Below are 14,130 nucleotides of genomic sequence, written 5' to 3' on the forward strand. Positions count from 1 at the left end.
CTTTTCAGGGTTGGCGAAGGAGACTCGCAAAGAAATCCGGTCGGCCGACCTGGCCTCCCTTGAAGACGAGATAGCTGCCGTCGACAAGGTGATTGGCCGAGTGAGCCCGGCATATCGGCGCGCCGGGCGACAACGGCGCGTGGTACGAAAGCGACTCGATTCCGAGCGACCGCGCCGCGTAACTCGACGTGTCGCCGCCAGCCACAAGCGACAGGGAAAGTTCGGATGCTTCAATCACACGATCGTAGATCGTAGCGAATGCCGTTCCCAGCCGCTCCGCCGAAAGCTGCAGGCCGTTGCGATCTATTCCTTGGCTACTGACAATAACTCCGGGGCTTTCATCCAAGGCCGTCAAGGTGTCTGCCGCGGCATTTCGTATTGCTGATGTATCGCCTCTCTCAATCGACCTAGCATCGATTGTAACTAAGGCAAAGCCAGCTTGGACAGCGACATCGATTTGTGTTGCGGTGATCGGAGAGCAACTCCCCGCCATGATGAGCAACTTGCCTCTCGGCAACGGCTGGTCATGGCGCCTCGTGGGTAAGTTCCACTGTGAAGCCAACGCTGCTTCGATCACCGAAGAACCGACCGAGAACAGTGGGCTGACGGGGCTAGCAAACCGTTCAAGGACGGCGCCGATCGTCGTCACGTTCTGCTCTGTCAAACAATCGAAGAGAACGATTGGCGAGGCCGTTTCTCGACGAGCTCGCTCAACAGCGGCGACCACAGCCTGAGGGCCGCGATCAACGGTGCGGATGTCGATAAGCGCCACACGCTTGTTCGTCTGTTTTTCAAGATGTAGCCGCAAGTCCGATTCATCGGCGGGGGTCACAGGGTGGCGGCTCATTGCAGGGTGGCGATCCAAGCGGAACGCCGGCGTGTTGGCGCCGATCCCGTAGCTCGCAAACAGATTGCCGAAGACACACCACCGACCGAGACTCGGCGCTCCAACTACCAGCGGTACGAATTGACGATTTAGTTCATCCGCTCCGACATCGATCACGCGTCCAATGCTGCCGGTTTCGGGCGATGAGTCGAATGTCGAGCAGACTTTGTAGTGGACATTCGCGACGCCAAGATCGCGTAACGCGCGCAGCGCCGGGCGGACCACAGCGTCGATCTCGGTCGTCGGCAAACTGCGTGTGCGGCCAGCGACGCCGATAGCTTCAACCTCCGGCGTTTTGGCGAGCGACTCGCGACTTGGGGGCTCGATAAACAAGCGTGTCCGCACTCCGGCCTTCTCGAGTTGCTCGAGGGCGTCGGTGGCGCCGGTAAAGTCGTCGGCGTAGTAGGCAAGGCGGAGCGTCACGCATGACCTCCGGCGATCTGGCGCCTCGCCTCGGCGTCGCCGAACTTCTCGACTGCTTGACGGAACTCGGCATGCGTAGCGGCTGCTTCGGCAAGCGTCTTGCCTGCGACGGCTTCGGACCACGCTTGTTGCAGCGCCGCCACGCCCGCTGCCGGCCCACCCGGATGAGCCATGACGCCTCCGCCCGCCATGTAGAGCAGGTCTATGGTCTGGGTCCGCCGATAAGTCTCAAATGCTTGGCCCCCCCATTGCCCCGATGACACCACCGGCAATAGACCACGCGTCGAACCGAGTGGCGCCAAACACGATTGGATCGAGCGCACCACCGAGTCGTCCGACTCCCAGAACTTATTGGCGATGCCGTTAACGTGCAGCTGATCGATGCCCGCCAGTCGCCAGAACTTCTGATAGGCGGGGAATTCGACACCGAGCATCGGGTGCCGGTTGAGCATGCCCCACCCGTTTCGGTGACCGTGGATCGACAACTCGCCATGCTCGCAGAGCCTCTTCACAGCAGAAAGACCGACGCTGTTGATACTGACCATTGCGCAAGTTCCGCCCATGGCGACAATCTTATCGTAATGGCGGAGCATCGCATCGAGGTCATCGGTCACGTTGAATGCAACCATCACGTGCTTGCCGGTCCTGCCGGCGTGCTCGTTGACGACCCGCATCACTGCCTCCACTCGCTCGTCAAAGGGCGAGTGCGGCGGGTTCGCCATTAGCTCGTCGTCTTTGATGAAGTCGATTCCGGCGGCGACGAGCGGCTTGATCAGGGCGGCGGTCTCCGTGGGAGAGAGTCCAACGCTCGGTTTGATGATGGTGCCAATCATCGGCCGGTCTTGAGCGCCGGTGAGCCTTCTTGTCCCTTCGACGCCATGCTTTGGGCCGGCGTATGCGGCTATGAGCGAATCGGGGAACTCCAAATCGAGCAGCTTCATTCCGGTAAAGCCGCGTAGCTCGTAGAGATTGCCTTCCACGGTCGAGACGATCGTCGGCAGGTTGGCGCCGAAGTTCTCGACCGACCAGGACACCGTCACTTCACCGCGTTGGAAGCGGTCGCCCGGCCGTCCTCCGGGAAGGCTTGGGCTTGAGGCGATGTCCAGCTCAATGATGCCTTCGACGCGAGCAGCAAAGCGGGCTTTAAGCTCCTCGCTTTCTCCGGGTACTGCAACGAAGGTGCCAGACGATTGCTCGCCTGCCAGTTGGGCAGCTGCGTCGGCCAGCGCGAGCGGGGTCTCGACTCGGTAGCTGGCGTAGAGGCGGTTAGGATCGCGCTTCATGAGTTCAGTCCTCTCTCCGCGTCGCACGGTCAATCGCCACCGCCGCCAAGATCACCCCCCCCTTGATGACTTGCTGCCAGTAGGGGGAAACCTCCAGCAGCACTAGCCCGTTGTTCAGCACCCCAATGATCAGGCAACCCAGCACGGCCCCGAGCACTGAGCCGCGTCCCCCTGAGAGTGAGGCGCCACCGATTACAACCGCAGCGATCGAGTCGAGCTCGTAGGCGACGCCCGCGTTGGGAGTCGCCGAGTCAAGCCGTGCCGCCACCAAGATGCCCGCCATGCCGGCGAGCCCGCCGCAGAGAGTGTAAGCAAGCAGCTTTACACGGCCGACATTGATACCGCTGAGAGCCGCTGCTCGCTCGGCGCCACCCACCGCGTAGAGATGCCGGCCGAATCGAGTCCGCTGCGTCACCACAACGAAGACGGCGACAAGGCCGAGGACAATCCAGGTCGGGGTCGGCAAGTAGAGGAGCTGACCGGCTCCAAGGTAACCGAAGTCCGCGCCAAGGCCGGTGATCGGGTGGCTGCCGGTCCAGAGCATCGTGAGACCGCGGGCGATGCTAAGCATGCCGAGCGTTGCGACGAACGGCGGCAGACCAAATCGGGTAATCGCTACGCCGTTGAAAGCGCCGCACACCAGGCCGACGACGACACCTACGACGACGGCGCCAACAGGCGTTACGGCAACATGCAAATCGAGTGGAGCAATATCGACCCCATGTTTCAGAAGCCCTGCACCAACCGCGCCCGATAACGCCAAGACCGAACCGACCGATAAGTCGATTCCGCCCGAGAGAATCACGAGCGTCATCCCAATCGACAGGCAGAGATTCACTGAAATCTGCCGTAGGACATTGACTCCATTGTCCAAGTGCAAGAACGATTCGGTCGCTAGTGAGAGTCCGATCATCAGCAGCGCAAGAGCAGCAACTGACTGAAGCCGTGCGGCATAGGTACCTATCGATCGCGAATCACTCATGCCGACCTCCTCGCCCCGCCTTCGGGCAAAGCGGCTGCGAGCAGACTCTGGTCGTCCGCATCGGCGGCAGTGAACTCGCCCGTTAAACGGCCCTCGCACATCACGAGCACCCGATCGGAGAGCATCCGTACCTCCCAAGCTTCTGACGAAACCACCAGCACCCCCATCCCTTCGGCGGCGAACTCATGGATAAGGGCGTAGATCTCTTGCTTGGCTCCGATATCGACGCCGCGGGTCGGCTCGTCGAGAAGGAGGATACGTGGACCAGTGGCGAGTTGCTTAGCGAGCACTACCTTTTGCTGGTTGCCTCCGCTGAGGTTTCTCACAGCCTGGCGCAGCGAGGGCGTGCGGACGCGAAACCGTTCGACGAATCGCTGCGCGGAACGATTGGCAGCCCTTACGTCTAACAGGCCGCTACGCACGAAGCGACTTAGGCACGCCATCGTCGTGTTGTCACCTACACTCATGCCAAGCACAAGCCCTGCGCCCTTGCGATCCTCGGGTGTGAGCGCGAGTCCCGCGCGGTACGCGTCTCGTGGCTGACGGATCATCACGGGACTGCCGTCGATCAAGATCTCGCCGCGGGTTCTTGAGGCGTGAACGCCAAAGAGGGCTTCCAGCAATTCGGTCCGCCCCGCGCCCATGAGACCGAACAGCCCAACGATCTCACCGGCACCCACCTCCAACGAGACACCGTCTACTACCGGACTTATCCCGCGCGTGCTCGACGTCAACGTCAATCCACGCACCGAAAGTAATGGCTTCGGTTGCGGCTTGACAGCCTTCGATCCGTCCATTGGCGCGTCGCGACCAATCATCAATCGCACGAGCTCCTCGCGGGTCAGTTCTTCATATGGACGCTCGGCGACGTACTTGCCTTCGCGAAATACCGTGACCTCATCTGCAATCTCGTCCAGCTCTTCAAAGCGGTGCGTGATGTAAGCGAGGGCGACGCCGCCGGCCTTCAGTTGTCGGATAATTCGAAATAGCGAATCTACTTCATGGCTAGTAAGCGCCGACGTCGGCTCGTCGAGAATCAACACCCGCGCGTCGAGAGACAGCGCTTTGGCTATCTCGACAACCTGCTGCTGCGCTACGGAAAGTCGTTCAACCGGGAGTTCGGTGTCAAGATCGACGCCGACGCGTTCTAGCAAGACTGCGGCTTCTCGTCGCATTCGGCGGCTGTCCACCAAGCCAAGCGACGTCAGCGGTTCGCGTCCGAGAAAGAGGTTCTCCGCGACGGTTAGATTGCCAGCTAGGTTGAGCTCTTGGTGGATGATCGCGACGCCCGCGCGTTGCGACTCGATAGGCGTGCGGAACCGCACAGGCTTGCCGTCGAGCAGCACTTCGCCTTCATCGGCGGTGAAGACGCCAGCCAAGATATTCATCAACGTTGATTTACCGGCGCCGTTCTCGCCCATGAGAGCCATCAAGCGTCCGGCGTATAACCGCAACTGCGCGTGGTCGAGCGCACGTACGCCGGGGAACGCTTTGACGATCCCGCGGGCCTCCAGCAGCGGCGGCGTGGCGGACGTCACTTGGCCGCCTCCACCAGAACTGGGATAATCTCTAGCGGCGGCTTGTAGCCCGCTGCACTCACCACTTTGGTGCACCCGGCAAACCGCAGTCGATCGCCGACGGCGATACCTTCGAGCCTTGTGATGGCTCTCTCGGTGGCAAGGCGGTTGATCTCATTTGCGATGAGATTGTACTCTCGTGAGCCTGGCGATTCGCTCGGTTTGAGCAAGCCTGTCGCATCACGAATGGTTGAACCGAACACCTTTCTACTCAACAGTCGCACCTCGCCGCCGCCATCGAGCGAGAGTCGCACCCCTACGTCATCCGCGGCCTGCACCTCTCCGACGCCTCGCAGAAAAAGCAGAAAGCCACGGCTGACGCCGACCCGCACGCCATACTGCTCGCCGGCTTTCGCGGCGCTTTCTTCCATTGCAGCGGCGACTTGGGTGGCGCTAGCGGCGTCGGCTGTAGCGGGAAGCAGCCTCTCCGTCCAAAAAGCCTCGGCAAACTCTACTGCGTCGAAACGGCCTTCTACATCGGCTGGTTCAATTCTCGTGACGTGAATAAGTGGCGCGAAGTAGAGCAGCACGCACGCCGCGACAATGGTTGCTATTCGGAATCCCCAGGCGCCCATCGGCACGTCACTCCTTCGCGCCGTACGCGACGTACTGCTCGATATTGTCGCGGGTCACCAACTCGACCGCGACGCGTGTCTTCTGCTGAAAGTCACGGTGTCCCCTCATCCAATCGTCCGCATACTCTGCCGCCTGTCGGGCCATCGTCTTCGGGAATTGCATGGCTGTGGCAACGATTTTGCCGTCACGAATGGAGTCGATCACGTCCGCGGCGCCGTCAAACCCAAAGACCTTGATCTTGTTTGCGGCGCCGGCGCTGGCTACGGCCTGGTAGGCGCCCATCGCCATCGCATCGTTACCGCAAAAGATTGCGTCGAGGTCGGGGTTCGCTTGGAGGATCGACTCGGTCACTTCAAGCGCCTTCGAGCGGTCGCAGTCGGCGTTCTGCTGGGCGACCATCTTCAACCCGGGGAAAGTATCCACGACGCTGTGGAACCCTTCGGATCGGTCGCGGGTATTGTTATCGCCAAGGATGCCGAGCAACTGGGCGTATGTGCCTTCTTCGCCAACAACTTCAACGAAGTACTGCCCCAACTCCACACAGCCAGCGTAGTTGTCCGACAGGATCTGCGCCGCGGCGACGTCATCGGCGTTGACTTCCCGGTCGATGCAGAAGACCGGCACGCCTTTCTCTTTCGCCTTGCGGACGCTGGCGACTGAGCCCTCGGAGTCGGTAGCATTGAATAGCACCGCGTCGTATCCGGCGGCGATCAGATTGTCAAAGTGTCCCGCTTCGGTGGCCGTATCGTTCTGCGAGTCAAAGATAACTGCTTCGTGACCGAGCTCTTCGGCGCGGGCCTTGGCAGTCTCGGCAAGCACGACGAACCAGGGGTTGTTGAGCGTCGAGACGACAACGGCAAATTTGCCTTTGGCGTTGGCGCTACTCGACTCTCGTGTCGCAGCAGGCGCCGATGGTGTTGTCTCGGCTTGCTGAGAACAGCCAACCAGACCTGCCAAATACAACAGTCCAGCGAATCCAAGGTTAATCGAGAGAAGCTTCATCGTAGGGATTCGGTTTGAGGAGAAAGCGCCTAGAAGACTCGCTCGACGGCGTTGCGCCAACCGGTCATCCTGCGCTTGACCTCCGCCTCGCCTTCGGTAGGCATAAACATGCGGCCCGACCGCGGCAACTTACGCAGGCCGTCGAGCGAGCCCTGCATGCCAAGACCGAGCATGCCCGCCATCGCGGCGCCGAGTGCGGAGAGGTTGGACTCATCTGTCGCTTGCAACTCACAAAGCGACATATCAGCGACCATCTGCATCAGTAAGTGATTGCGGGTGGGGCCCCCATCGACTCGCAGGGACCGCACGGCGGCGCCGCTACGTGCGAAGGCCTCCACGACATCCGCGACTTGAAAGGCTATCGATTCGAGGGCGGCCCGCACTACGTGCTCACGACGGGTGTAGCCCGACATGCCGAGGATGGCGGCCCGAGCGTCGGGCTTCCAGTAAGGCGCCCCCATCCCCGCAAACGCTGGCACCAAGTAGACGCCGCCTGAGTCGTTAACAGATGATGCGAGAGCCTCTGCATCGTCAATCGAAGAGAGTAAACCAAGCTGATCCTTGAGCCAGGCCAGCGTCGCCGCCGAATAGTTAATCAGCCCTTCCCAAGCGTAAGTCGGCTGATCCGCGACGATCCAAGCAAGCGCGCCGACCATCCCGGAAGGCGCCGGTCGGAACTGTTCTCCGATATTTACGAGCACGGAGGTCCCGCTGCCAAAGGTCGCTTTGGCGTCGCCTTGTGCGTAACAACATTGTGCGAACAGCGACGCCTGTGAGTCGCCCATAACGCCGCAGATCGGCGCCGCCGAGGGCAGGGCGCCTCCTAAAGTGGTTTCGCCAAAGGTCGCACTGCAGTCACGCACCTCCGGTAACGCACGGACCGGAACGCCGAAACGCTCACATAAGGACGCATCCCATGCGAGCCGCCCGATGTCGTAGAGAAGCGTACGGCTGGCGTTCGTTGGATCACTCGCATACGCCTGCCCGCTCGTCAAGCGATGCACCAGATAAGCGTCGATTGTGCCGATGCACGCCGCGCCCGAGCGGACCGCCTCTGCAATCGCAGGCTCTTCTCGCATCACCCATGCGATCTTGGAACCAGAAAAGTAGGAGTCGATCCGCAAGCCCGTCTTCTCAGCGACCTCCGGTTCGACACCCGCATTTCGCAACTCTTGGCACATGGCATCGCCCCGTCGACACTGCCAGACAATCGCTGGCCGTAACGGCTCGCCTGTCGTTCGGTCAAAGACAACAACCGTCTCGCGCTGGTTAGTGATCGAAACTCCCCGCACCGACGCGAGTTTATCGGGATGACGACCGCACAACTCCCGCGCCGCCGAGAAGACGTTGCCGATGATTTCGGCCGCATCGTGCTCGACCCATCCTGGTTGGGGATAGTGCTGGGCGTGCTCTAGCGAACAGCCGTCTACGACGGCGCCCGAGGCATCGACGAGAAGGACCTTGGTCGCCGAGGTGCTCTGATCGATAGCGATGAGATAACTCACAGAACCACCCTCGCCGCGTCGAGTGCTCTCAAGGCGCGGTCGGCGATGCCCTCCATCGACAGACCGTAGCGGCCAAAGATGTCGGCTTGGCTACCGGTGTAGGTGTCTTCATCCGGGATCGCGACGCCACGGAACACCGGCGTCATCCCAGCTCCGAGCAAGAGCCGTGCGACCGCGTCGCCCAGTCCACCGTGCTCTGAATGCTCTTCTGCCGTGAGCACAACGCGACACTCTCGCCCCGCGGCTAGCAACGCCGACTCATCGAGCGGTTTGACTGAGGGTATGCTCAGAACACGGGACTCGACGCCGTGCTCGGCAAGCAGATCGGCAGCGAGTAGACAGTGAATGACCGTCTCGCCGGCGCCGATCAACGCCACGTCATCGCCGTCGCGAAGTAGAGAAGCAACTCGCGGGTCCCTGGGCGCGGGTTCGTCTGAAAGGTCGTAGAGCGCCGCTTTGCCGAATCGAAGGTAGACGGGTCGGTCGTGCGTCGCCGCCCAGCGGATCGAGGAGCGCGTCTCACGATTATCTGCCGGGGCGAGCACAGTGACGTTGTGGATCGCCCGCAGCGCCGCGAAGTCGTGCAAGGAATGATGGGTGCTGCCGAGGGCGCCGTAGCTGACACCGGCGCTAATGCCTACTAGCGCAACAGGCAGGTCTGAATAGCAGACGTCGTTCTTTATCTGCTCCAGCGACCGCGTCGCCAAGAAGCACGCCGGCGACACAGCGAAGACGGTCTTGCCGCACGAAGCAATCCCCGCCGCCACGCCGACGAGATTCTGCTCGGCGATGCCGACTTCGACGATCTGCTTCGGTAAAGCCTCGCCGAACGGTTTGAGCTTGCCAGAGCCGCGCGAGTCGCTGGTGACGGCGAGAACATTGCGATCAGCCGTCGCTAGCTCCGTGAGTGCTTCTGCGAAGACATCGAGGTTCGCCTTGCCTAAGCGCAGGCCCAGGCGCTCGGCGCGTGCTTTGGCCTCGGCGGAGTGGAGGCTGGGGGCGGGAGCGCTCATTTCAACGCTCCTTCTAGCTCGGCCATCGCCACAGCAAACTCGTCAGCCGAAGGAACGCCATGATGCCATTTAACGACGCCCTCCATAAAACTAACGCCACGGCCCTTCACGGTTCTTGCGATAATGCACGTCGGCTTGCCGGAAGCAGCGGGGCGTGACAACGCGGTCGTGAGTTCGGCGACGTCATGACCATCAATACACAAGACTTCCCACCCGAAGCTCGTGAACTTCTCATCTAGCGGCTCGTTGCAGCAGACATCGCGCGTGGCGCCGGTGATTTGCAACGTGTTGCAGTCGATGATCGCTGTTAGATTGTCGAGCTTGTAGTGAGCGGCGCACATGGCGGCTTCCCAGTTCGAGCCCTCGGCGAGTTCGCCGTCGCCCAGCAGCGTGAAGACACGGTAGGACGCCGCATCAAGCTTTCCGGCGATCGCCATGCCGACTGAAACAGGCAAGCCGTGCCCGAGGGCGCCGGTATTCATCTCAATGCCGGGAATCTTTCGCGTCGGATGCCCGACGAAGTACGAACCGCCGCGACAGAGCTTCTCTAGCGATTCAAATGGGTAGAAGCCCTTGTCCGCAAGCACGACGTAGAGCGCTTCGACCGAGTGCCCCTTGCTTTGCACGTAACGATCGCGAAGCGGGTCGCGCCAGTTCACGGGCGAGATGTTCATCACCCGGTTGTAGAGCACGTTGAGGATGTCGATGCAAGACAGGCTGCCGCCGGTGTGGCCGGCGCCGGCGTGGTAGATCGCACGCAGCACGTCGCGGCGATACTCGGCACTCTTGCGCCGCAGATGTTGGTCGGTGAGGGCAGGGCGGGTCATGGGGCGCCCCCTCCCTCGTGATGGTAAGTTTCCCAACCGAGGTAGGTCTCGAACGCCTCAACCAACGCCGCCGCCGAATGCGACTGCGTCATGACAACATGATGCTCAAATCCATTCTTACAGACGTGCTTGAGCAATGCTTGCAGCCGTGGCACGTGGGCGACGGCTCGGGTGCCGAAGGTATCGAGAACGTCGTCAGTGAGTTGGCCTTCGCCAACATACGCACAGATGCGGCCTTCGCTGTCGGCGGTTGTAAGGCGTCCATACGTCAATGGACCGGCTGGCGTGCGACCTTCCATGGCGCCGTAGGTGTTCTCGACGCCGAGCGTGCTGCCGAGGATCGGCGCCGTGGCGATCTTGGCGTCGGGGATAAAGCTCTTCGCCCAGTTGCCGCAGTGGAACAGAGCGCACTTTTCGTCGTCGTCGCCATAGTTGTTATTCCAATCGACTAACGCGGCAGGCGAATCAGCGGCGAGTTGCATGGCGTACATTGTCAACGTGCCGGTGACATCGACCTCACAGGCGCTGGGCATAAAGCGTTCGCTCATCATGCTCATCAGCGTGCAGACGTTGCAGCCAAGATTCTGCTGCACCGAGGTCCAGCACTGGATTGCCGTTGCGTCGAGGGCGTTATCCGCCATCCAATCAGCAAGCACGACGCCCATCCGCGCCATTTGCACGAGTTTCTCGTGGGGCACTCCCGGCGCCGCGGCGTAGGCGCGGATGTCGTCGAGCTTCGCGACTACACGACTATCGGTCGAATCGAGCTTATTCGCCTGGGCGATAAACTCCGACAAGTCCACGGTTGTGACACCGACGCCGTTGCGTTCAAGAATCTTCTCGCTATAGCGCACCGTGTTGAAAGCCCCTGGTCGGGCGCCGACGGCGCCAAGCCGCACCCCCCGCAGGCCATTCACCACGCGGCACACGGCTAGAAACTTTCGTAAGTCCTCGCGGAAGTTATCCGATGCTGGCGTCGAGACATGCTTCTGCGTAAGCGTGAACGGGATGCCGGCTTGGCTAAGGTTGTTGCAGATCGAGATCTTGCCGCAAAAGGCGTCGCGGCGGCGCGAAACGCCGAGTTGATTGAGGTCGTCGGGATAGCCCTGCACGAGCACTGGCACGTTGAGACCGGCAAGCTTGAGCGTGTCGGCAACGCCTTTCTCATCGCCAAAGTTAGGCAAGCAAATCAGTACCCCATCGATTTCGTCGCGGCGTTGGCGGAAGAGTTCAGCGCACCGCCGCGCGTCGGCGTGCGTCTCGACGCCGCCGAGCTTCGAATCCTCCTCCCCCAGCCAGACCGGTTCAAGACCCAGCTTAGCAAGGAGCGCAGCGAGATCGGCCCGCGCCTCGGTAACGAGCTGGTCGGGAAAGAAATCTCGGTTGCCGACGATGACGCCCAACTTGGGCACGCCGCCTGATTTAACGCCGCGATTTGGCATGAGTTGCTCGCGTCTTGCGAACGGATATGTGTGAATCTAACTAGATCGTTCTCTGCCCGTGAATGACGAGTGCAAGCACGAATGATTGCAGTAGGTGACCTGTTGTCTCACTTCTTATTCGCGCCGAGTGGCGTTATTAGCAGACTCTTCCAGTTTCACTTCAACGGCGTGAGCAAACCGACTTGGTGCTTCCACCGGAAGGGTTACTTCAAGCCCCTCATCGCTCTGATGCCAGCGGACGGCTTCATCGCTGCCGAGCAGCCGTACCATCGAAGCCTTGACCGCCGCTTCGCCAAGCGACTCAATCACCAACTTGCCGTCATCGGGCCACGCAAGGGCGATTGCATAGACTTTGTCATCCTTCGTTGTGAATCGAATGTCGTTGCCGGTAAACTCCGGGCGTTCGCCGTCGGTGAACGAGCCGGCCGCCTCTTTCGTGGGGCCCTCGCCGAACCGCTTCCACGGCCGCGTGCCATAGATTGCTTCGCCATTGACGCGCAACCACGCGCCGATCTCACGCAGCATCTGCTGCTCCGGTTCGGGTACCGTGCCATCCGCCTTGGGGCCGATGTTCAGCAGCATGACTCCATTCTTGCTGACGACATCGACGAGATCGTCGATAATCTCGCCCGTCGGCTTGTAGTCTTGTCCTTCGATGTAGCCCCAGGAGTTTCGCGAAACGGAGGTGCAGGTCTGCCACAGCTCGGGTTGGATGCCGGCAAACTTGCCGCGCTCGACGTCGAGCACGCCCGTGCCTCGGGGGAACGAATAGCCCTCCCACTCTTTGAAATTGATTGCCGGCTCGTAGCCTGCCTCAGCGGCCCGGTTGTAATAGTAAGCCGCGAAGCGCTGTAGATAGGGTTGGAACGCTGGCTGGCAGACCCACCAGTCGAAGTACATGACGCGGGGCTCGAACTTATCGACAATCTCGCACGAACGCAGCAGCCAGTCGTCGAGAAACTCTTTCGATGGCGGTTCGGATTGGTTCTCCGCAACGCGTTTGCCGTGCGCCGGGCCGTAGAGTGTGGCGTAATCCTCGTCCTGCACGTCCGATTCGATCTGACGGCCACCGCCGTAAAACCACCAGTTCTCTGCACGATGGGACGAAGCGCCGACGGTTATTCCCTGCTCGCGGCACGCGGCGGCGAGGTCGCCGATCAAGTCACGCTCGGGTCCTTTCTTCGCCGCATTCCACTCGGTGAGCCGGCTATCGAACATCGGGAAGCCATCGTGGTGTTCCACCACAGGCACGACATATCGAGCACCCGACTCGCGAAATAGCTCAGCCCACTCTGCAGGATCGAACTTTTCAGCTTCAAACTGCTCGATGAGGTCCTTGTAGCCGACATTCGTGTGCGGACCGTAGGTCTTGAGGTGGTGCTCGTACTCGGGCGAATCCTTGCGATACATGTTGCGTGGGTACCACTCGCTGCCGAACGCCGGCACGCTGTAAGCGCCCCAATGGATGAAAAGGCCAAACTTGGCGTCGGCGTACCAACTTGGCGTCTCGAAACCCTTGAGGGACCGCCAGGTCGGCTTGAATGGGCCGGCCTCAGCGACACGATCGATCTCCTCCAGTCGCTTTGTGATCTCTTCGGGCGACAGCTGCGGTACAAATGGCTGCCCCAGGCCCGGGGTCTGCTCCGCGCCGACACGCAGCAAGTAGTCGAGTTCCTTCTGCGTGACCCTGAATACGGTCCCGTGCTTGTGGCCCTCAGGGAAAGTCACCGGCGCGTTGGTGAAGTTGACGAAGTCCTTTGTCGCTAGGGCGCCATACTTCTTGACGCCGTAGTTGTCGTAGTAGAGAAGCCACTCCTCGCCGACGCGGGCGACGGTGGGTCCCTCTGTCATCGACTCGGTGATGGGATCAGAGACGTTACGCCAGGGGCCCGTAGGAGAATCCCCTTCGGCGACGCGTAACGCGAGCACGGGCCGGGTGTTGTCTTTAAGCACCAGCTTGTAGGAAGCTTCGCCCTCTCTACTCCACGGCACGATGATTGCATCGATGACGCTAAAGCCCGGCTCGCAGAAGAGCTCGGCGGGCGTAAACTCCAGGAAGTCACGCGTCGTCGTGTAGTACATCCGATGATTGTTGTGGTGCTTCTCCTGACCATCGGGATAGCGGCCAGGAATCGTCGAGGCCCAGGCGATGATGAACCGCTCGCGGGGTTCGTCGTAGACAACCTCTGGCGCCCAGACGTTGACCGTCGTCGGCTCGTGCTCCATCACCGGCAGGAAGCGCTGCGGCGACCAGTGCACGAGATCCTGAGACGAGGCGTAGCCGAAGCCCGGATCGCCGCGCCAAGCGGTCGTCCATACCAGATGAAAGGTTCCATCCGGCCCACGGACGAGGCTCGGATCACGCATCAACTGACCCGACCCAGCCCAGGGCTTGAGGAAGACACCGGGGACGCGTTTCCAGTTGAACCCGTCCTTACTCCACACAAACCGAAGACCGGCGTCGGCAGGTTCTTCGAAGGACGTGAAGAGGAAAACGGAGTCCGCCGCCTCGATGGTATAGGCCGGCTGTCCGTTAGCTGCAAAGCACAAGGCAACCGCAAGCAGCGCCATTCCGTGCCGTCGCAGCAATTGACGAGCCAGTCGCAGAATGCGA

Annotated in this window: 11 protein-coding genes; all 11 read right to left on the minus strand. The window is 61.1% G+C overall.

Going from position 1 to position 14,130, the window contains the following annotated elements; all coding sequences use genetic code 11:
• Positions 1–4 precede the first annotated feature (4 nt).
• Positions 5–1,309: a four-carbon acid sugar kinase family protein gene (locus tag Spa11_RS12810; protein ID WP_197529364.1), complete on the minus strand. Its 1,305-nt coding sequence runs from the start codon at positions 1,307–1,309 to the stop codon at positions 5–7.
• Positions 1,306–2,592 (minus strand): ribulose-bisphosphate carboxylase large subunit family protein, encoded by a 1,287-nt coding sequence (locus Spa11_RS12815; protein ID WP_145112829.1) that lies wholly within the window; start codon positions 2,590–2,592, stop codon positions 1,306–1,308. The genes Spa11_RS12810 and Spa11_RS12815 overlap by 4 nt, the downstream gene beginning before the upstream one ends.
• Positions 2,593–2,596: 4 nt before the next feature.
• Positions 2,597–3,574, minus strand: coding sequence for an ABC transporter permease (locus Spa11_RS12820; protein WP_145112831.1), 978 nt, complete (start codon positions 3,572–3,574; stop codon positions 2,597–2,599).
• Complete coding sequence (locus Spa11_RS12825) at positions 3,571–5,112, minus strand: sugar ABC transporter ATP-binding protein (RefSeq protein ID WP_145112833.1); 1,542 nt, start codon at positions 5,110–5,112, stop codon at positions 3,571–3,573. Before Spa11_RS12825 ends, Spa11_RS12820 begins: the two co-directional genes overlap by 4 nt.
• Positions 5,109–5,726, minus strand: a complete 618-nt coding sequence (locus Spa11_RS12830) for a DUF2291 family protein (RefSeq protein WP_197529365.1) — start codon at positions 5,724–5,726, stop codon at positions 5,109–5,111. Before Spa11_RS12830 ends, Spa11_RS12825 begins: the two co-directional genes overlap by 4 nt.
• 7 nt (positions 5,727–5,733) lie before the next feature.
• Positions 5,734–6,729, minus strand: coding sequence for a D-ribose ABC transporter substrate-binding protein (locus Spa11_RS12835; RefSeq protein ID WP_145112837.1), 996 nt, complete (start codon positions 6,727–6,729; stop codon positions 5,734–5,736).
• Between the two features lie 29 nt (positions 6,730–6,758).
• Positions 6,759–8,234: an FGGY family carbohydrate kinase gene (locus Spa11_RS12840; protein WP_145112839.1), complete on the minus strand. Its 1,476-nt coding sequence runs from the start codon at positions 8,232–8,234 to the stop codon at positions 6,759–6,761.
• Complete coding sequence (locus Spa11_RS12845; RefSeq protein ID WP_145112841.1) at positions 8,231–9,247, minus strand: transketolase family protein; 1,017 nt, start codon at positions 9,245–9,247, stop codon at positions 8,231–8,233. Before Spa11_RS12845 ends, Spa11_RS12840 begins: the two co-directional genes overlap by 4 nt.
• Positions 9,244–10,074 carry a transketolase gene (locus Spa11_RS12850; RefSeq protein ID WP_145112843.1) on the minus strand — a complete coding sequence of 277 codons (831 nt, stop codon included), beginning with the start codon at positions 10,072–10,074 and terminating at the stop codon, positions 9,244–9,246. Before Spa11_RS12850 ends, Spa11_RS12845 begins: the two co-directional genes overlap by 4 nt.
• Positions 10,071–11,516 (minus strand): L-fucose/L-arabinose isomerase family protein, encoded by a 1,446-nt coding sequence (locus Spa11_RS12855; RefSeq protein WP_145112846.1) that lies wholly within the window; start codon positions 11,514–11,516, stop codon positions 10,071–10,073. The genes Spa11_RS12850 and Spa11_RS12855 overlap by 4 nt, the downstream gene beginning before the upstream one ends.
• A gap of 114 nt (positions 11,517–11,630) precedes the next feature.
• Positions 11,631–14,087 carry an alpha-L-fucosidase gene (locus tag Spa11_RS12860; protein ID WP_197529366.1) on the minus strand — a complete coding sequence of 819 codons (2,457 nt, stop codon included), beginning with the start codon at positions 14,085–14,087 and terminating at the stop codon, positions 11,631–11,633.
• Between the last annotated feature and the right edge of the window lie 43 nt (positions 14,088–14,130).

The organism is Botrimarina mediterranea (assembly GCF_007753265.1).
GTDB classification, from domain to species: domain Bacteria; phylum Planctomycetota; class Planctomycetia; order Pirellulales; family Lacipirellulaceae; genus Botrimarina; species Botrimarina mediterranea.